Genomic DNA, 18,958 nt, shown 5'->3' on the forward strand with positions numbered 1-18,958 from the left:
GATATTGTGCCCTATGTTGGTGACGGGATTGCCGGAAAGCAGCTCGCCCACAACTGTGGCGGCGTTCCCGAGTTGATAATCGTCAAGAACATCACCACCAACGGCCAGAACTGGATGGCCTACCATTCCGCCCTCGGTGCCACCAAGCTGGTCTATCCGAACCTCGACAATGCGCTGGTCACGTCGAGCGCGGGGTGGAGCGACACGGAACCGACAAACACGCACTTCACCGTGGGGCATACCGGGAACACCAACGAGGACGGGTCTGAGCACATCGCCTACGTCTTCCGCTCCGTCCCGGGTTTCTCCAGGGTGTTCAGCTACACAGGCAACGCCGACACTGACGGGCCGTTCGTGGACCTCGGGTTCACGCCGCTGGCCATGATGATGAAGAACGCCAGCGCCACGGAGAACTGGCGATTCTACGACACCGCCCGCGACCCGGAGAGTCCCGTGGACAGGATGCTGCAGCTCAACCTCTCCAACGCCGAAATGGTGGCGGAGAATTTCCGGTTCCATGCCGGCGGCATGAAGGTCGTCAGTTCCTTCGGTTCCGTGAACGGCGGTGGCCATCGGCATGTGGGCATGGCCTGGGCGGCGCAGCCTTTCAAATATTCCAACGCATTCTAGGAGGTTTCATCATGTGGAGATACCCGGACAACACCTTTCGGCAGGTCGCTCCCGCGCAGGTGGTGCAGGGCGACAGCGTCCGCCGTTTCGCGGAACTGACCCGCAAGGAGCGCGCGGCGCTCGGCTACCACGAGGCGCGGCCGCTGCGGCGCGAACCGTTCACCAGCTACGTCACCGAATGGCGGCTGCGCGAGGACCTGATCCTGCGCGAGCAGGTCGTGGAGGCCGTGGTGGACGAGGCGGCACGGCACGAATATCGGGCGGACACGATCCGCACCGAACGTGACAAGCGCATCGCGGCAGTCATGTGGCGTGTGCAACGCTTTGAATCCGAGACGCGGCTGGGGCTGACGCCCTGCGATGACATCGCGGCGCTCGACGCCTACGTGCAGGCGCTGCGGGATGTGCCGCAGCAGGCCGGGTTCCCTGAGGCTGTGGAGTGGCCTGAGATGGTATGAGAAAGGCCCCCGGCACGTGCCGGGGGCCTTTTGAAAACCATGGGTGGCTATCGGCTGGAGCCTAGAAATCGTAGCGAAGGCCGATGCCCATGCGATGAGAGCGGTACTCGGCTTCGAACAGACCATAGTCCAGCTTGTCGAGACCGACCATGAACTTGTAGTCGGCCTGCACGCTCCAGTTTTCATCCAGACGGTAGCGCAGACCGGCAATGGGCTGCACCAGCGGGATGCTCGCGGTATCGGTGAAGTCATCACCTTCGAGGTCCAGCTCGCCGTAGGACCAGCCATAGCCGAATCCCAGACCGCCGTAGACGCTCAGGGGCGAATCCTCCCTGATCTGGTATTCGTAAAGCGCGTTCACCATCAGCGCTGTCATGTCGAAGCTGCCGCCGACGTCAAGATTCCCGATGTTGGAACTAATCTTGTCAAGGTCGCTGGTGAAGTAGCTTCCTTCCAGCTCAACGCGGATGCCGCTGTCCCACTGGTAACCGGAGGCGGCGGAGAGGCCCCAGCCCCAATCGGCTTCGATCTGGGCGTCATCTTCGCGCAGTTCGGCGTTGACGGCCGAGTCACTGGAAGAAATGTCGCTGTCCATCAGGGACTGGGCGGAAACACTGCCGGAGACATAGTGCTGTCCGGCATTGGCGGCTGTGGCCAGGGCAAGAATCATCGTGAGCGCGAGCAGAACCTTTTTCATGGGAAACCTCATTTCTTCATGTGCCGAAGTTGAATTCCTATCGAGCAGTCAGGACTACACATGAGGGATAAGATTGTCCATTACAAACTTCTGGCAATCCTATACCTTATTTCAAAACTCTGTTCGCAATCAGCTTCTGGATGCCCACCACGTCGGTGCCTTTTTTCAGTTCCTTGACCACCGGCTCGCTCCGGCCGGACATCCATATCTTCAGCTCGGCGTCGAGATCGAAATGTCCTGCGGTCTCCACCGAAAAGCAGGTCATGGAGCGGTACGGCAGCGAAAGATAGTCCACCTTGGAGCCGGTGATCCCCTGCTTGTCGATGAGCAGCAGCCGATGGTCCGTGAACACGAACATGTCGCGGATGACCTTGAAGACGCGCTGCACGCGCTCGCCGTCCGCCAGAATCGGGGCCAGCTCCTCGGCAACGTCTTCGGCGTTCACTTCCGACGCGTTGCCCATCAGTCCGTCAAGAAATCCCATATCCACTCCTCTTGTCAGGTTTCGCCCGGCTCAGTCGATGAGGTCCGGTCGTTTTTCGCCGAGCAGTCTGCCGATGGCCTCCATCATTTCATGACGCAGAATCGGCTTCATGATGAAGTCGCCTATGCCGATCTCGCGGATGCGTTCGTAACTCACCGCTTCGGAGAACCCGGTGCAGAGTATGATGGGCACGCCCGGCCGGATGCGGACCATCTCCCGAGCCAGTTCGATGCCGGTCATGTTCGGCATGGACTGGTCGGTTATCACCAGGTCGAAGTCGTTGCTGCGATACTTGAACGCCTCCAGCGCCTCGATGCTGCTGGTGCGGGTGACCACGTCGAAGCCCATGGACTCCAGCATCTCCTTGCCGATGTCCACAAGCGCCTTTTCGTCGTCCACGAAAAGAATCCGCCCCTTGGTGAACACGAGCTGCGGCCGCGGCTCCGCCTCCGGCCTCTCCAGAGAGGGCGTGCGCGGCAGAAAGACATGAAAGACCGTGCCGCGCCCCGGCTCGCTGTCCACGCTCACATGGCCGTCATGGCGCTTGACGATGCCGTGCACCATGGAGAGGCCCATGCCGGTCCCTTCGCCCGGGCCCTTGGTGGTGAAGAAAGGATCGAAGATGCGCTCCAGCGTTTCGGCGTCCATGCCGGGGCCGTTGTCGCGCACGCTCAGACGCACGAACCACTCCGGGCCGCCAATCTCCTCCGGCGGCGCGGGGTCCCCCGTGTCCGCGTCGGCCAGCTCCACGTCCACCCTGCCGCCGCTTTGCTCCATGGCCTGCGCTGCGTTGGTGCACAGGTTGAGCATGATCTGGTGCAGCTGGGTGGCGTCTGCCATGACCTGATCGTCCTGCGCCTCGATGGAAAGGTTCAGCTCAATGTTGGCGGGGATGCTGGAGCGCAGCATCTTGAACGCCTCCTTGAGCAGCGGCGAGAGCGACATGGGCTGCCGCTCCTCGGGGCTCTGGCGGCTGAAATTGAGGATCTGGGTCACGAGATCGCGGGCGCGGCGGCCTGCCGAGAGGATCTCCCCCACACGGCGGGCGAGGCCCGTCCCCTCCTCGGCCGAAGATTCGATTATCTCGGCATATCCGAGGATCACGCCGAGGATGTTGTTGAAGTCATGCGCAATGCCGCCGGCAAGGGTGCCGAGCGACTCCATCTTCTGGGCCAGCCGAAGCTGCTGCTCGAGCCGCTTGCGCTCGGTGATGTCGAACAGGTAACCGCGAATCTCACGGCCGCCGCGCTCGTCCTCCACCACATCCACATTTCCCAGCAGCTCCCTGCCGAGGGACCCCACGCTCAACTCGTGGTTGCGGATCCTGCCGCGGGTCGCGAGCAGGTCCTGAAGCGGCTCCCGGCCTCCCAGCTGTTCCCACGCTTCGAAAAGGCTCATGCCCGACGCGGCGTCCGGACTCGGCAGGCCGAGGACCTCGGCAAAGGCCATGTTGCAGTCGACGATCCTGCCCTGCGCGTCTGCAAGAAAATTTCCGGTGACGTTCTTTTCGAACAGCTCGCGATATCGCTCCTCGCTGGCCTTGAGGTCCTTGAGCACGTCGGCACGCTTGGCGATGTCGTTGAGCAGCCGCTGGTTGGCCTTGTTCAGCTCCTCGGTGCGGGCCTCCACCACCTGTGCAAGGCTTTCGTTGAGTTCTCGCAGTTCGGTCTCGGCGCGCCACTTGTTGCACAGGGACACGGCCACCTGACGGAACTCCTGAGAGCGAAACGGCTTTTGCAGATACAACAGCTTTTCCGGGGGCTGAACGCGGCGGTTCAGCTCGGCAAGGGGCACACTGGTGGCGGAAGACATCATCAGGACTTCGACGCCCGCGTCCATCTCCCTCAGCATTTCGGCGGTCTCCACGCCGTCCATGCCGTGCTCCAGCCGCACTTCCACCACGGCGAGGGCGAACGGCCGGCCCTCGGCCACGCCGTCCGCCATGGCGCGGACCGCCTCCGCGCCGGTGGTGGTCCTGACGACCTCGAAGTGAAACGAATCCACCGGGGCATCGGAGATCGTCGCGGCAGAGGGCTCCGAGAAGAGCGCCTCCAGCGCTTCCGGCTCCTGCCCTTCGTAGCACAGGATGTCGCGGTACAGCGTCAGCGCGTCGCGGTCTGGGTCAACGGCGAGCACCCGGAATACGGTGGTCTGCTGAACGGGCAAGAAACGCTCCTCTATTTCCTTGAGGGATGCATGCCCCTCTTTGGTCGGAATATATTGGAACGAGCGAAAAAAGTGAAGCGGCGCGGGATACCGCGCGCCCGACGGAGAAACACCGTACGGACGCGCGGATATGGCGTGACGGGAGCGGGACACGTGTCTAGCGTGCTGCCAGCGGATAGACGCCTGCGCGCTTCAGGCCCAGCGATTCGAGCACCTCGGGACGGGCATCCATGGCCTCCCGGAGAGAGTCGTAACGTCCCACCAGCACGCGGTGCCAGACACCCTTTTCCCCAAGGTCGGCACTGGCAAGGGACGGGGTGAAGCCGTCCGCGCGCAGAGCTTCCATGTGCTTCCGCGCGTCTTCGCTGTCACGCCATGAGCTGACGTGGAGGCCGTATGCCGCGTCGACATTTTCTGCTGTATCGGAACCCCGCTGCACCGCCTCGGTCGACGCTTCCTTTCCTTCGGCGCCCAGCCCGGGGGGCGGGGACGTGAATCCGGTGGAAGCCATGTCGACCGCGGGTCCGGTCGCCGAGGCCGCGGCGGGGAGAGCCGCGGCCTTGGCGATGGACCGACGCTCGTTCCCGGAGGACGCGAGCGGCGGCAGGTTCGGGGTGGAACCTTCGTTTTCCGGTTCGGAAGAGAGCGCCATGCGCGCCCGCTTCAGATTCTCGAAAGCCTTGTCATAGAAGGTCGGGGAGAGCTCCACCGCCCTTTCGAAATATTCCGCGGCCTGCTTCGGGCGGCCCTCCATGAGCAGCACATAGCCGAGGTTGTTGTGGGCCTTGGCCTCATCGCCGCCGTAGCGGAAGGCCTGAAGCGCCTCCTCGAACCGGCCCATGCGGGTCAGGGCGAGGCCGAGGTTGTTATAGGTGCGCGAGGTGGCCCCGCCGCTCTCAAGGGCGTTGCGGAACAGGCGGGCCGCCTGCCTGTACTGACCGCGCGCCATGTGCGTCACGCCGAGGTTGTTTATCACTCGCGCCGCGTCCTTTCCGTCCGCGGACCTGAGCGCCTTCCGGAAGTGCTCGTCCGCCCGCTCCGGGTTGCCGCGCCGGTCGTGGAGCACGCCGTAGTAGCAGTTGGCCTTCCAGCGTGAGGGGTCCGCCTCCAGCGCGCTCTGCAGGTGACTTTCCGCCTCCTCGTCGAGCCCGGCGAGGTAGAAGACCACGCCCGCTCCCTCGTGCGCTCCGGCATGATCCGGATGCTTTTCGAGCACGGCACGGAACTCGCGCAGGGCCGCCTCGGTGGCGCCCTGCTCAAGAAGCATTTCTCCCTTGAAGGCGCGTATCTCCACGTTCTCCGGGGCCATCTGCTGGGCGCGGTTCAGATGCACCAGAGCCATCTCGGGCTTGCCGTCGGCGGCCATGCCCTGTCCCACCTTGAGGTGCTGGTCTGCGGTGAGCTCGGAGTCTCCGCCCCACGCGAACTCCTGAAACGATTCGCCGCTGTCGGCCTTGCGCGCGGCGCATCCGCCCAGCAGCGTGGCGGCCAGCAGTATTGCGAGTGTTCTGATGACGATGGCGTTCATGTCGGTTCTCCCCTTTTTTGACGCGCTACTTCGGCAGAGCCGCGAACACGTCGATGAAAAGCATAATGGCCGGGCCCATGATGACCACGAACAGGGCGGGCAGGATGAAAAGAATCAGCGGCAGCAGCAGGAGTACGGGCAGCTTGGCGGCCTTTTCCTCCGCCAGCTGGAAGCGCTTGGTGCGCATGGTGTCCGAGTACACGCGCAGGGTGCGTCCCACGCTGATGCCGAAGGTGTCCGCCTGCACGAGCAGGGATATCAGGCTGTTCAGGTCTTCCACGCCGCAACGGCGGCCGAGGTCGCGCAGGGCGTCCGTGCGCTTTCTCCCGGCGCGCAGCTCCAGCGTGAGCTGATAGAATTCGAGGCTGATCTCGGGCGAGGAATTTCGCATCTCGTTGCACACGCGCGTGATGGCCTGATCCAGCCCCATGCCGGACTCCACGCAGACCACCAGCAGGTCCAGCGCGTCGGGCAGGGCGTTGAGGATGGCCTCGGCCCGCTTCTTGGTCCGCATCCGCAGCCAGATGTCCGGGGCGTAGCAGCCGATGGCGGCCAGCCCCACCGCGCCAAGCAGGGTCGGCGGCAGCCCGAGGTCCTCGAAAAAGAGCGGGCGAAGCAGCAGAAACCCGCCGGCGAGAACCACCGTGAGGGCGGCCTTGGCCCCCTGGAACACGCGCCAGCCGTCCGGCCTGCGGATGCCCGCGCGGATCAGCGCCAGCTGATTGGCCCGGCGCTCCTCGTCCGTCTTGGGACCGATGCGCGCGCCGAGCTGTCCGAACATGTCGGAGACCGGCTGCCAGAGCCCGGTGAGCACGGCTCCGCCGCTCTTCCTTCCCCTGCGAGGGCGGCCCGAGATGCGCTGGGCGATCTCCTCGGAACGCTTCGCGCCGCCGCTGAGGCTCATGAATCCCATAAGGGCCATGAGCACCGCGGCGAAGGCGGCCGCTGCCGCTATGAGAGGAATGTACTGCTCGAACATGGTTCGGTCCCTACACCTTGATCTTGATCATCCGGCGGATGATGACGATGCCGAGGGTCATGGAGCACGCCGCTCCGATGGCCATGCTCCGGCCCAGCTCCGTGGTCCACAGCAGGCTCATGTATTCGCGGTTGAGCAGGAAGAGGATGCCCGCCACGGCAAAGGGCAGCAGGGTGAGGATGAGCGCGGAGATGCGCCCCTCGGCGGAGAGCACCTTGATCTTGCCGTGCAGCTTGAAACGCTCGCGCACCAGCCGGGCAATGTTCCCGACGATCTCCGCGAGGTTGCCGCCGGTCTCCCGCTGGATGTTCACGGAGACCACGAAAAATTTCAGGTCCGGGCAGTCCACCCGGTTGAGCAGGTTGTCCAGCGCACGGTCGGAGTCCATGCCGTAGTTGATCTCGTCTATGGTCTTGCCGAATTCGGAGCCGATGGGGTCCTCGAATTCGTCCGCCACCATGCGCATGCCGCCGCCGAAGGTGTGCCCCGCCTTGAGGGCCCGGGCCAGCAGGTCCAGCGCCTCCGGCAGCTGCTCCTGAAAACGGTCCATGCGCTTGTTGCGGCGGCGCTGGAGCCACCAGATGGGGATGTACCCGGCTATGAGCCCCAGCACCACGGCCGCGACCAGCATCTTGCTCAATACCAGAACGGCGTAGGCCACGAGCAGCCCGAGCGAGAGACTCAGCAGCAGGTAGAGCCCCGGGGTTCCCGGCGCCTTGGACATGGCCACGAGATTGCTCAGGTTGGCGGCCCACCGCATTTGCTGCAGCATGGTGTTGAACCACGGCACCTCGCTCATCTGCCTGCGCACGAGATATTCCACGGTCTCCGCGTCCGCGTCCGAGGCGGCCAGCGCGCCGAGGCGGTTGCGGATGCGCACGTCCGCCTCGTCCCGGCGGGCGCGCACGAACGACGAAACGCCCAGGACCAGCAGGAAGACCACGAGGGCGCAGAGCGCCACGGCGAGGAGCATCACAGCATTTCCCTCCCGTCGTCGCGCCGCAGGGCGGGATGCACGTCGAACATCTCGTTCTGCAGGGGAAAGCCCATGCGCACCAGATGCTCCGCAAAGCGCGGCCGGATGGCGCGGCCGGTGTGATGCCCCAGCACCCTGCCGTCCTCGCTCATGCCGGTCTGTTCGAAGGCGAATATCTCCTGCATGGTGATCATCTCGCCTTCCATGCCGTTGACTTCCTGAATGCTGACCACCTTGCGGGTCCCGTCCACCAGGCGGGTGGCCTGCACGATGAGGTCCACGGCCGAGGCCACGTAGCGCTTCATGGACACGTCGGAAATGTTCAGCCCGGCCATGGAGACCATGGTTTCGAGACGCATCAGGCAGTCGCGCGGGGTGTTGGCATGGATGGTGGTGAGCGAACCGTCGTGACCGGTGTTCATGGCCTGCAGCATGTCGAGGGCTTCCGATGACCGGACCTCGCCGACGATGATGCGGTCCGGGCGCATGCGCAGGCAGTTCTTGACCAGGTCGCGCTGGGTGATCTCGCCCGTGCCCTCGATGTTGGCGGGGCGGGTCTCCAGTCGAACCACGTGGTCCTGCTTGAGCTGCAGCTCCGCCGCGTCCTCGATGGTGACGATACGTTCGTTTTCGGGGATGTAGCGGGACAGGCAGTTGAGCAGCGTGGTCTTACCCGAGCCGGTGCCGCCGGAAATGATGATGTTCAGCCGCGCGCGGACCGCGCCTTCGAGGATCAGGGCCATCTCGGGGGTCAGCGCCTCGAAACCGATGAGGTCCTGAATCTCCAGCGGGTCGCGGGAGAACTTGCGTATGGACAGCGAGGGGCCGTCCAGCGCAAGCGGCGGGATGATGGCGTTGACACGCGAGCCGTCGAGCAGGCGGGCGTCCACCATGGGCTGGGATTCGTCGATGCGCCTGCCCACGCGGGACACGATGCGGTCGATGATCTTGCGCAGGTGGTCGTCATCGCGGAACCGGGCCTGACTGCGCTCCAGCTTGCCGCTTCGCTCCACGTAGACCTGATTGTACGAGTTGACGAGGATATCGTTGACCGTGTGGTCCTGAATGAGCGGCTCCAGCGGACCGAGCCCCACGACCTCGTCCTGAATTTCGGCCAGCAGCCTGCGGCGCTCCGCCATGTTCAGGGGGGCGTTGTGGAACTCTTCCCAAAGCAGCCCTTCGGCGGCCCGGGCGATCTCGGCGCGCATCTCGCCGTCTTCGAGGCGGTCGAGCAGCGACAGGTCGAGCATGTCGATGAGCCTGTCGTGGATGCGCGTCTTGATGTCGAAAAAGACTTCCGAGGTGGAGGCTTCCTGCTTCGGGGCCTCGACCTTGGGGGTTGCCGGAGCCTTGGGGGCCTCGACGGTCTCTTCGCCGCTGCGGTTGCGGTTCAGCCGCTGTGCCAGATTCATGCGCTCACCCTCCCTGCGGAGCCGCTCTTGCGTCCGCCCTTGCGCGACAGAAGCCCGGACAGGCCGGAGAAGAGGCCGCCGCGCTTGACGCCGGGCAGCCCGAGTTCACGGGCCATGGAGGTCACGGGCTTGGCATACGCGCTCTTGGGCGACGCGGTCAGCAGCGGCACGCCCTGATTGAGCGCGGCCGACGCTTCCGCGAACACGCCCGGCAGCGTCAGGTCGATCTTGCAGCCGAGGGCTTCGGCGGCATCGGCCGGCTCCACGCCGCCGCCCTTGACCACGGCGGAGGCCACAACCCGCAGTTTGCGGGAGGCTTCGGGGTCGGCTCGCCTGAAGGCGTCCACGGCGCGCTTGGCGTCAGCCAGCGCGGGCATGGTCAGCTCCGTGACCAGCAGCAGGTCGTCCGCCTGCTCCGCCGCCGTGGGCAGCGCGTCGTCCGACTCCATGGCCGCATCCACGATGACATGGTCGTACGCGGCACGCATGGTCTCGAAAAGGGCGTGGACTGCCTGCGGATCTGGCTTTGCGGGATTTCGCGGCCCGGCCAGCACGGCCAGCTTGTCCGGACCTTCGCCCACCGCGCTGGCGAGGAAGGTTTCGTCGAGACGGGATGCGTCCGCCAACAGGTCTTCCCAAGTGTAGTCGCACTGGGCGTCGAGGAAGTAACGCACATCGCCGCACGGCCTGCCCATGTCCGCCAGCAGCACCCTGCCCGGCGCTGCCTTGGCGAACACGGAGGCCAGATTCACGGCCAGCGTGGTGCCGCCCACGCCGGTGCGCGCGCCGAGCACGACGCTGACGCGACCGCTGCTGTCCTGACCGTCCACGACCACGTTGCGGCTGCGGATGCGCATGAGCACGTCGCGCACGGCCTTGGGGTCCAGCGGATATGGGAGGTATTCCCGGATGCCGCCGCGCATGGCCTCGATGAGCAGCTCAGGGGCGGGCTTTTCACCCACCAGCACCACGTCCGTGGCCGAGCCGCTTTCCAGTTCCGCGGCGATCTCCGCCAGCTCCTGAACGGCTTCGGGGCCGGGCTCGTAGAAAAGCACGCCCATGTGTTCGGCGTCTTCCGGCGCGGGCACGACCCAAGGCAGGGCCTCGGCAACCTTGTCGAGCACCTTGCGCTGGGCGTCGTCCGCCACCACCACGGTCATGGTCAGCTTGCCTCTCATCGCGCGCCTCCGCCGTGGGATGCAACTTCCACCTGCGCATGGCCCGCGGAACGCATCGGCTCGACATGGAAGCTGTCCAGCACGAAGACGTCCGCGAGGATGACCGCGGCCATGACCAGCATCAGCAGCAGCTCCCGCCAGTAGGTAACCTTGTCTTCGAAACAATACATCAGTTCAGCATCTCCCCGAGAACCTTCTGGAAAAGGCTCTCACCTTCGGAACTCCCCGTCTTGGGGCCTTCCTGATATTGCTCCAGAACCTTGAGCGCGTACTCGCCGTCGGCGCCCTTCACGGGCTCGGTGCCGGCGGGCATGGGGTTGAGCTTCTGGGCCTCCACCGCCTGACTCACGGCGGTGCCGTGCGGCATGGTGCTGGGCTCGTGCTGCACCTGCATGACGCTGCACCCGGACAATCCAAGCGAGGCGAGGAAGACGATGACGGTCACTGCGACGTTCTTCATGAAGACTTCTCCTTGTACCCGCCTCAGTTCGGCAGGGAATGGCCCAGATCGCCGTCGAACCCGCTCTCGGGGCTGACCACGGCGGACTTGCGCCGGTTCTCGGGGGCGCTGGTCAGCGCGGGCTCGTCGCGGCGCCCCTCCAGCAGCCCGAGCAGATAGAATTCGTAATCGTTCGGCTCGCGGAATCCGTCCGTTGGCAGGGACTGCGTGGCCGCGTCCACGGGCTTGACCAGATGCGCGGTGACGATGATCACCAGCTCGGTCTTGTTGCTTCTGAAGTCGTTGCTGCTGAACAGCGAGCCGAGCACCGGCACATCGCCGAGCACGGGGAAGCGGTTGGCGTTCTCGCGCAGGGAGTCGCTGATCAGGCCGCCCACCACGAAGCTCTGGCCGTCGGCCAGCTCCACCACCGTGGAGGCCTTGCGGGTCTGGACCGCCGGAATGGTGTAGCCCTGAAAGGTGACGGCGTTGGAGTAGTCCAGCTCCGAGACCTCGGGCTTGACCTGAAGATTGATCACGCCGGAGCTGAGCACGGTGGGGGTGAACTTGAGGCCCACGCCGAAAGGCTTGTACTCGATGGAGACCATGCCGAGCGCCTGCGGAACCGGGATCGGAATCTCGCCGCCCGCGAGGAAATCGGCGGTCTCACCGGACACGCATACCAGATTCGGTTCGGCCAGCACCTTGACCAGCCCGTTGGCCTTGAGGGCGTCTATGAAGCCGCTGAAGGAGCTGCTGCCCGACGTGGACTGGACCACGCCGTTGATGCGGTCGGTCAGGTTGATGACGTCGCCGTCCTGATCCAGCGAGGTCAGGCCGTTGAGAAACGAATACGCCGTGAAATTGTTGGACAGGTAGGCGAAGTTCACGCCCATGCGCTTGAGCACGGTGCGGGTCATCTCGGCCACGCGCACCTCGAGCATGACCTGCATCACGCCGTCAACGCGCAGCAGGTTCACGACCTTTTCCGGGGCCACGGTCTGAGCCAGCTCGTTGGCGGCCTTGAGGGCCGAGGCGCTGCTCACGCTGCCGGTGAGGGTGACGGATTCGGCGTTGGCCCGCACGCTGATGTCGGTCTCGGCGGGCAGCACCTCGTGCAGCATCCGCTTGAGGCCCGTGACGTCCGGCACCACCTTGATGTCCTTGACCACGATGCCGCCGTCGGTCCACAGCGTCAGGGTGGTCGCGCCGAACTCCTTGCCCGCGAGGTAGATCTGACGCGGGGAGAGCAGGAGCATGCTGGCGATATCGGGCGATCCCAGCGAGACGCGGCTGACCGGCGACTCCACGTCGATCACCACGGACTTGTTCTTGACCAGCATCACCTCGTCGGGCGATTCGGCCGAGGCCGCCGCGGGCGCGAGCGCCAGCAGCACGATTGCCGTCATTATGTATACTGCTTGCCGCATGATATCTCCTAGAACTTCACCTTGCTGCGTTCGCCGCCGTTGATGACCTCGACGCTGACCCTGCGCCTGCGCGGGGTCCGCTTCCGCTTTGGCGGAGCCTTGCGGTGGGCCGCCAGCGCGCTGTCCACAGTGGAGCCGGGGGTCAATACCGGTTCGGCGTCCTCGGCGTTGCGCAGTGCAAAATGCAGGGTGCCGCGGGTGGCGGCCAGCGCCAGCCGCTCGCTCTCCTCGGGCGTGAGTTCGAGCGTGTAGACATCCACCGAGGCGGTCTTGCCCTCGCCCTTGGGAGACGAGAGCTGCGTTCCCGTGGCGAGCACAGGGACGTTCGCCAGCACCAGCTTGGTGACGGGCTTTTCGTCGCGCCCCTTGGTCAGGGAGACCAGCACGTCCACCTTGTCGCCGGGCAGCACGAACCCGGACAGGCCCATGACCGGGTTGCCCTTGACGGACATGGCCCGCTTGCCCGGGGTGATCATGGCGCTCACGCCGGGGACCCTGAGCTCCAGCGGTTCGAGCATGGAGGCGGTCAGCGGGTCTCCCTCGGCCAGGTCCTGAGCCAGCACGCGGCCCACGACGGGACCTGTTGAGAGAAAAACGTCGGGCGGGGTGGATTCGGTGCGCCTGCCCTTGAGGGCCACGGCCTCGGGGCCTATCTTCATGCCCTTCTTCAGGTCCGCGGCCGCCACCACGTGATAGGTGACCGGGGCCTGTGCCGTATTCTGGGCGGGACGCTGGGCCATCCAGCGGAAGACCATGAAGGCCGCCACCAGCGACAGGACAAGGGCCAGTCCTATCTGAAGGGCCGCTTTCGTGGATCTGGTCATGGTGCTTCCTCCTTGGGTGTCGTCGCCGCCTCCGCCACGGCGGCGGTCCGGCGACGTCCGGGTGGGCTACCGTGCGAACGGTGCGCCCGTTTCGATCATGGTCAGTGCCATGGCGGTCACGGTTCCCGCGGCTATGGCCACGCCGTAGCAGAGGCGCGGCAGGGAGCCTTCGGGTGTCACGGGGGTGTACTCAACGGTCCGGGTGGTAAGAAACGCGAGGATTGTGTAGCGGAAATTTGCGAGGATCGCCTTGAGGTGGTCCATGTGCCGCAGCAGCATGCCCAAAGCGTAGACGCCGCCCGCAAGACAGGTGACAAGAAAGGCGATGAAGGCCGTTTCCACGCCGAGACAGGCGCCGACACCGGCCATGAGCTTGACGTCTCCGGCGCCCATGACCCCCATCAGAAACGGGATGAGCATCACGCCGAGGCCGAGACCGAACCCGGCCAGCGAAAAAAGCAGGCCGTGAAGCCCGCCCGTGGCGGTGTGCAGTCCCAGTCCCGCGAGTATCAGCGGAAACGTGAGCAGGTTGGGTATGCGCTGGCTCCTGACGTCCGTGACGACAGCCGCGGCCAGGGCGGCCAGCAACAGCGCGGCGATGATGAAATCCATGGTTCTTCCCCGAATCCTTTCATTGATTTGCCTCGTTGGTTTCCAGTGTTCCCAACTCCCCGGGAACCCCGGGGCCTGCGGTTTCTCCCCTCCGCAGGCCCCGAACTGGCTTCCATGGCCTAGCTTCCGCCAGCGGCGCCGGTCATGCTGTTGGCGATGGAGGTAAAGGTGTTCGAGACGGTGGATCCGAGCGTGGAAACCGCGGTGACGATGCCTGCTGCGATGAGGGCGGCGATCAGACCGTATTCGAGTGCGGTCGCGCCATCTTCGTTATGAATGAGGTTCTTGAGGATTTGCATTATTATGCTCCCTTTGGTTGAAGGTTTCCCATCGACCTAGCTTCCGCCGGCTGCGCCGGTCATGCTGTTGGCGATGGAGGTGAAGGTATCTGACACGGTGCTGCCGAGGGTGGACACGGCGGTGACGATGCCCGCCGCGATGAGTGCGGCGATCAGGCCGTATTCCAGCGCAGTCGCGCCTTCTTCGTTGCGGATTAAAGTCTTGAGCATCTGCATTGAAGACTCCCTTTGGCTTGGACGACCGGGGCTAGCTGCCTGCCGCGCCGGTCATGCTGTTGGCGATGTTGGTAAACGTGTTGGACACCGTGGTGCCGAGGGTGGAAACCGCGGTCACGATGCCTGCTGCGATCAACGCGGCGATCAGACCGTACTCCAGCGCGGTGGCGCCTTCTTCGCTACGGATGAGAGTCATGAGGGTCTTCATTTTCTTCTCCTTGTTTCATGAAGATACATACATGGCGTTTGCACGCCGCATCGAACTTGCCCTCCATTGAGCAACCCGCGTGCCACAACTCGGGAAATTTTCCCAAAAGACCTGCAACCACCCATCTTGAAAGGAAATCTTTGTGAAATTGATGGATCCGGCACCAACAGACGAACCTACTGCGAAGGTCACAAATCCATTTTTTGTGGATCGACCAATCCAGAAAAACCCGGCATCGTGAGCAACTATCCTCACGATACCGGGTGGTTGGCGATCTACAAAAAATGGATTACGCGGAAAAGGCGGCTGAATCTATGCCGTGCTTGCGCAGCTTGTTCCAGAGGTTTTTCGGGCTGATACCAAGCAGGCTCGCCGCCTCTGTCTGGACTCCACGAGTCTTGGCCAGGGCATTGGTGATGAGCCGCCGCTCAAAGGAATTGATGGCCTCGCGCAGGGGCAGCTTCATTTCTTCAAAGCCCGCTCCCGGAGCCTGCTCCGCCTCGTCGTCCCCCGGGGTTCTGGAGAAGGCGAGCTCCAGCTCAGAGGCATGTATCACCCCGCTCTTGCTGAAGATCGCAGCGCGCTCAATGGCGTTGGCAAACTGGCGCACGTTGCCCGGCCAGTCGTATTCAAACATCTTGCGGACCGCCTTCTTGTCTGCGCCGCGAACGTCGGTCCCGAGCTTGAGGTTGGCCTGCCGTATGAAGTGGTCCACCAGTCGTGGAATGTCTTCCCTGCGTTCCCTGAGCGGGGGAAGGTGGATGGAGGCCACATTGAGCCTGTAGTACAGGTCGCTACGAAATTCTCCTGCATCCACGCGCTGTTCCAATTCCTGGTTGGTAGCGGCGATGATGCGCACGTCGAAGCGGATGGGCTTGCTGCCGCCCACGCGCTCCACCTGCTTCTGCTCCACGGCCCGCAAGAGTTTCGGCTGTAAATGCAGAGGCATGTCGCCGATTTCGTCAAGCAGGATGCAGCCGCCCTCGGCCTGCTCGAACTTGCCGGGCCGCGACGAGGCCGCACCGGTAAACGCGCCCTTCTCATGGCCGAAGAGTTCGCTTTCCAGCAGAGATTCCGGGATGGCGGCGCAGTTGAGCTTCACAAAGGGGCCGGCGGCGCGCGAACTCATGGCGTGAATGGTGTCTGAAATCAGCTCCTTGCCGGTCCCCGTCTCGCCGAGCACCAACACGTCGCAGTCCAGCTCGGCGACGCGGGACAGGCGGTCCTTGACCTCCTGCATGGCCGGGCTGTCGCCGATGATCTTGTCCAGCGGCCCCGCACCCTTGAGGTTGCGCTTCAGAACTTCGAGCTCGGCCTGAAGGCCGCGCTTCTCCAGCGCCCGCCGGATGACGACCTCCATCTCCTTTATACTGAAAGGCTTGGAAAAGTAGTCGTAGGCCCCGTCGCGCATGGCCTGAATCCCGGTATCGCGGGACCCGTACCCGGTCATGACGATCACGTCCGTCTCCGGCGCCACCTCCTTGAGCTTGGGCAAGGCCTCCAGGCCGGACATGCCGGGCAGCTTCACGTCATGGAGAATCAGGTCCAGCCCGCCCTTTCCGGCACGCACGATGCCGTCCTCGGCGGTCTCCGCCTGCTCCACGGTAAAGCCGCGCTCGTCGAGCGCCTCCACCAGCATACCCCGGAAGGCATGGTCGTCATCCACTACAAGTATTCGTTCAGCCATTTGCGCACCCGGTTTTCTCCTTCTACCATGACAAGGCGGTACAATCCACAAAAAATGGATCGCCCGATACGACCAAACCAGCCCTCGCCCGAAAGGTCTTTCGGATCGAGAAGCCGCATATACACCGTATACGTAGGGCTCCCGAGATCGGTCACAAAAAAAATCCACTTTTGATGGAGAGTGGCACATCCGTTGCTGATACTCCCTGCAAACGCGGGAATCCCCGCCGGAGGAAAACAGGACATGAGACAGCAATCATCATCCAAGAGCGGAATGGCCGCAGCCGAACTCGGCCTCATCCTCCCCTTCATGGCGCTCCTTCTCTTCCTTCTCATGGAGGGAAGCAACGCCATGCACGCGCACTCCTCGCTGGTGGAAGCCAGCCGCGAGGGCGCCAGAATGGTGCTGATGCAGGGTGAAGCCGGACCCGACGTGCAGGAGCTGGTGCGGAGCCTCGTGCCCGACCTGCCTTCGGAAGAAGTGGACGTCCGCGTATCCACCGATACGGACGCGCGCACGGTGACCGTGCTCGCCAGCTACGAATATCAACCAGTAATGGGAGGCCGGGATGCTTTGGAAATGCTCGGCGGCGAAGAGATGCTCGTCATCGAAGCGGGCACAACGATGCCGCTTCCCTAACAGTGAACGCCTCGGCGCGGTGAGCATGGTCATGGCCATGGTCATCCCCGCAGTTCTGGCCATGGTGGGCCTCGCGCTCGATCTGGGCAACCTCTACTCCGCCCACACGCGCCTTCAGGCCGCCGTGGATTCGGCCGCACTGGCCGGGAGCCTCGAGCTGCCCTACGACCCCGAACTGGACAAGGGGCTGGTCCGGGCGGCGGCCACCGGGATGCTTGAAAAGAACTACCCCGGCTCCGAGCTGGACGCGCTGGTCCCCGGCACCCTCATCCGCAGCGTGAACGTGGAGGCCCACGCGGACGTGGACCTGCTGCTCCTCGGTTTTCTCGGCCTTTCCGCACAGCGCGTGGAGGCGGCGGCCAGCGCGGGCTTCAACAAGCTCGAAGTGGTCTTCGTCATCGACAACTCCGGCAGCATGAAGGGGACGCCCATCAACATGGTCAAGCAAGCCGCGGGCGAACTGGTGGACCTCATCATCCCCGACGGCGCGGAGGCCGACACCAAGATCGGGCTGGTGCCCTTCCGCGGCAAGGTCAACGTGGGCGAAGCCGCTGGCGACGGCCTCTCGGGCTGCCGCAATGTCGACGGCTCCCTCAACCACGGCATCCACGAAGACTTCATGCACCTGTACTGGGACCTGCCGTACTACTACCGCCGCCGCGTGAATCTGGACACCTGCTCCAGCATCCCCGAAGCGCAGGCCCTGACAACGAACAAGAACGCGGTCATCACCTCCCTGAACAACCAGACCGCAACGGGCGCGGCCTCCGGAACGGTAATCCCCGAAGGCCTCAAGTGGGGCCGCCACATGCTCACGCCGCAAAGGCCCTACGACCAGGCAGGCGACAAGGAAGAGTTCCGCAAGATCATCATCCTGCTCACCGACGGCGACAACGAGGACGGCAACTGCGGCGGCCCCTACCGGGCCTACTACGAGCCGAACAACTACTGGACCAATGCCTATTACGGCATGAAGATCACCGACGCGCACTGCGAGGACGGCGGCAGGCTCAATCAGGACATGCTCAACGAGGCGCAGGCCGCCAAGGACGCGGGCATCGAGATATTCACCATTCGCTTCGGCACCTCGGACAACACCGACCGCGACCTGATGCGCGCCATGGCGTCCAGCAAGCCCGGCACGGACGACCACTACTTCGACGCGCCGAGCGTGTACGACATTGACGACATCTTCAAGAAGATCGGACGCCAGCTCGGCTGGCGGCTGCTGAGCTAGGAGGCGACCATGCTGCACAGAAAGAACGGAAAGCGTCTGGGCATGACGGTCGCGGAATTCGGACTGGTGCTGCCCGCGGTCATGGTCCTGCTGCTTGGAACCATGGAGATGGGCAACATGTTCCATTCGTGGCTCACCGTGCAGAAGGCGGCGCAGGAAGCCGTGCGCATCGCCGCCACCGGCGAGGGGGTCGAAGACGGCACCCGCATGACGCGCATCGAGGACAAGGCGCTGGAGCGCATGGAACCTCTCCACGGCACGAAGACCGTCACCATCTCCAGCTGGCCCCGCGGCCAGTCGTCGGACACCGGAAGTCAGGGCAGCGCAGGCAACCCCTGCGAGATCGTGGAAGTCCGCGCCTCCTGCACCTACACCCCTCTCGTCTCGCTGATGGAGCCTATCCTGCCGGACGACATCACCCTCAGCAGCGCCGACCGCAAGCTCAACGAGCCGTGGCGGCCCTGCGACTCATGACGCCCCTCACCCTCCCCTAGGTGACACCATTGAGGCCGGACAGTTTCCCCGACTGTCCGGCCTCGCCGTTTTGCCCGCTCGCACGGGCGCTATGGAGTGAGGGAGGATCCCTTTAGGAGCCGTTGACCACGGTGACCGATCCGGCCGCGCTGGTGGCCACCAGCATGTCGACCGCCTCGGCGGATGCCGCGCCGGTGCACGCGATGATCACGTCGCCGGTGTCGAGGTTGTATTCTTCCGCCGCCTTGTCGAAGTATCCGGCTCCCGCCACGTCGGCGAGCGCGTCTTCGGTGCGGTACAGAAAGAGCTGCTGGCCGGGCACGCCGCCCATGAGGCGCATGTCTTCGGATGCGTATGCCATGAGATTTCTCCTTTTCTATGCGGT

23 protein-coding genes are annotated in these 18,958 nt (G+C 64.2%); 5 read left to right on the forward strand and 18 right to left on the reverse strand.

The features are described 5' to 3' along the window. Together BR24_RS12060 and BR24_RS12065 are read left to right on the forward strand one after the other, a co-directional pair. The coding region (locus BR24_RS12060; RefSeq protein ID WP_496541734.1) for a DUF7483 domain-containing protein at positions 1-630 on the forward strand (630 nt) is incomplete at its 5' end. Between the two features lie 11 nt (positions 631-641). Further along, on the forward strand, positions 642-1,088 hold the full coding sequence (locus BR24_RS12065) for a phage tail assembly chaperone (RefSeq protein WP_496541735.1): 447 nt from the start codon (positions 642-644) through the stop codon (positions 1,086-1,088). Positions 1,089-1,149: 61 nt separating this feature from the next. Here BR24_RS12065 and BR24_RS12070 read toward each other — a convergent pair whose 3' ends face one another. The 17 genes from BR24_RS12070 to BR24_RS12150 all read right to left on the reverse strand — a co-directional run bounded on the left by BR24_RS12070 (position 1,150) and on the right by BR24_RS12150 (position 16,223). Beyond that, on the reverse strand, positions 1,150-1,785 hold the full coding sequence (locus BR24_RS12070) for an outer membrane protein (protein ID WP_496541736.1): 636 nt from the start codon (positions 1,783-1,785) through the stop codon (positions 1,150-1,152). A gap of 106 nt (positions 1,786-1,891) precedes the next feature. Further along, on the reverse strand, positions 1,892-2,269 hold the full coding sequence (locus BR24_RS12075; protein WP_496541737.1) for a PH domain-containing protein: 378 nt from the start codon (positions 2,267-2,269) through the stop codon (positions 1,892-1,894). A 30-nt stretch (positions 2,270-2,299) separates the two neighbouring features. Further along, positions 2,300-4,435 carry a hybrid sensor histidine kinase/response regulator gene (locus BR24_RS12080; RefSeq protein ID WP_496541738.1) on the reverse strand — a complete coding sequence of 712 codons (2,136 nt, stop codon included), beginning with the start codon at positions 4,433-4,435 and terminating at the stop codon, positions 2,300-2,302. 157 nt (positions 4,436-4,592) lie between these two features. After that, positions 4,593-5,963 carry an SPOR domain-containing protein gene (locus tag BR24_RS12085; protein WP_496541739.1) on the reverse strand — a complete coding sequence of 457 codons (1,371 nt, stop codon included), beginning with the start codon at positions 5,961-5,963 and terminating at the stop codon, positions 4,593-4,595. 25 nt (positions 5,964-5,988) lie between these two features. After that, on the reverse strand, positions 5,989-6,942 hold the full coding sequence (locus tag BR24_RS12090; RefSeq protein WP_496541740.1) for a type II secretion system F family protein: 954 nt from the start codon (positions 6,940-6,942) through the stop codon (positions 5,989-5,991). 10 nt (positions 6,943-6,952) lie between these two features. Beyond that, positions 6,953-7,915, reverse strand: coding sequence for a type II secretion system F family protein (locus BR24_RS12095; protein ID WP_496542006.1), 963 nt, complete (start codon positions 7,913-7,915; stop codon positions 6,953-6,955). Then, positions 7,915-9,330, reverse strand: coding sequence for a TadA family conjugal transfer-associated ATPase (locus BR24_RS12100; RefSeq protein ID WP_496541741.1), 1,416 nt, complete (start codon positions 9,328-9,330; stop codon positions 7,915-7,917). The genes BR24_RS12095 and BR24_RS12100 overlap by 1 nt, the downstream gene beginning before the upstream one ends. After that, positions 9,327-10,508: a CpaE/TadZ family protein gene (locus BR24_RS12105; protein ID WP_496541742.1), complete on the reverse strand. Its 1,182-nt coding sequence runs from the start codon at positions 10,506-10,508 to the stop codon at positions 9,327-9,329. Before BR24_RS12105 ends, BR24_RS12100 begins: the two co-directional genes overlap by 4 nt. After that, positions 10,505-10,678 (reverse strand): hypothetical protein, encoded by a 174-nt coding sequence (locus tag BR24_RS12110; RefSeq protein WP_496541743.1) that lies wholly within the window; start codon positions 10,676-10,678, stop codon positions 10,505-10,507. Before BR24_RS12110 ends, BR24_RS12105 begins: the two co-directional genes overlap by 4 nt. Beyond that, on the reverse strand, positions 10,678-10,968 hold the full coding sequence (locus tag BR24_RS12115; protein ID WP_496541744.1) for a hypothetical protein: 291 nt from the start codon (positions 10,966-10,968) through the stop codon (positions 10,678-10,680). The genes BR24_RS12110 and BR24_RS12115 overlap by 1 nt, the downstream gene beginning before the upstream one ends. Positions 10,969-10,991: 23 nt before the next feature. After that, positions 10,992-12,377, reverse strand: a complete 1,386-nt coding sequence (locus BR24_RS12120) for a type II and III secretion system protein family protein (protein ID WP_496541745.1) — start codon at positions 12,375-12,377, stop codon at positions 10,992-10,994. A gap of 8 nt (positions 12,378-12,385) precedes the next feature. After that, the gene (gene cpaB, locus BR24_RS12125) at positions 12,386-13,201 is read right to left on the reverse strand and encodes a Flp pilus assembly protein CpaB (protein WP_496541746.1); all 816 of its coding nucleotides are present in this window, start codon (positions 13,199-13,201) and stop codon (positions 12,386-12,388) included. A 66-nt stretch (positions 13,202-13,267) separates the two neighbouring features. Continuing rightward, positions 13,268-13,813, reverse strand: a complete 546-nt coding sequence (locus BR24_RS12130) for an A24 family peptidase (RefSeq protein ID WP_496541747.1) — start codon at positions 13,811-13,813, stop codon at positions 13,268-13,270. Between the two features lie 119 nt (positions 13,814-13,932). Continuing rightward, on the reverse strand, positions 13,933-14,112 hold the full coding sequence (locus tag BR24_RS12135; protein ID WP_496541748.1) for a Flp family type IVb pilin: 180 nt from the start codon (positions 14,110-14,112) through the stop codon (positions 13,933-13,935). Positions 14,113-14,148: 36 nt separating this feature from the next. Then, entirely contained in the window at positions 14,149-14,328 is a 180-nt protein-coding gene (locus BR24_RS12140) for a Flp family type IVb pilin (RefSeq protein ID WP_496541749.1), read from the reverse strand. A 31-nt stretch (positions 14,329-14,359) separates the two neighbouring features. Further along, a complete protein-coding gene (locus BR24_RS12145) occupies positions 14,360-14,536 on the reverse strand; it encodes a Flp family type IVb pilin (RefSeq protein WP_496541750.1) in 177 nt (58 codons plus the stop codon). A gap of 289 nt (positions 14,537-14,825) precedes the next feature. Further along, entirely contained in the window at positions 14,826-16,223 is a 1,398-nt protein-coding gene (locus BR24_RS12150; protein WP_496541751.1) for a sigma-54-dependent transcriptional regulator, read from the reverse strand. Between the two features lie 243 nt (positions 16,224-16,466). On the opposite strand from BR24_RS12150, the gene BR24_RS12155 reads away from it, so the two are divergent. Genes BR24_RS12155 through BR24_RS12165 form a run of 3 tightly spaced genes read left to right on the forward strand, consistent with a single transcriptional unit; the run spans position 16,467 to position 18,573 of the window. After that, positions 16,467-16,862 (forward strand): TadE/TadG family type IV pilus assembly protein, encoded by a 396-nt coding sequence (locus BR24_RS12155; protein ID WP_496541752.1) that lies wholly within the window; start codon positions 16,467-16,469, stop codon positions 16,860-16,862. A 25-nt stretch (positions 16,863-16,887) separates the two neighbouring features. Further along, on the forward strand, positions 16,888-18,099 hold the full coding sequence (locus BR24_RS12160) for a pilus assembly protein TadG-related protein (RefSeq protein ID WP_496542007.1): 1,212 nt from the start codon (positions 16,888-16,890) through the stop codon (positions 18,097-18,099). A gap of 9 nt (positions 18,100-18,108) precedes the next feature. Next, positions 18,109-18,573, forward strand: a complete 465-nt coding sequence (locus BR24_RS12165; RefSeq protein ID WP_496541753.1) for a TadE/TadG family type IV pilus assembly protein — start codon at positions 18,109-18,111, stop codon at positions 18,571-18,573. A 112-nt stretch (positions 18,574-18,685) separates the two neighbouring features. On the opposite strand, the gene BR24_RS12170 is transcribed toward BR24_RS12165, so the two are convergent. Beyond that, complete coding sequence (locus tag BR24_RS12170; protein ID WP_496541754.1) at positions 18,686-18,934, reverse strand: hypothetical protein; 249 nt, start codon at positions 18,932-18,934, stop codon at positions 18,686-18,688. Positions 18,935-18,958 lie beyond the last annotated feature (24 nt).

The organism is Pseudodesulfovibrio halophilus DSM 5663, assembly GCF_059568665.1.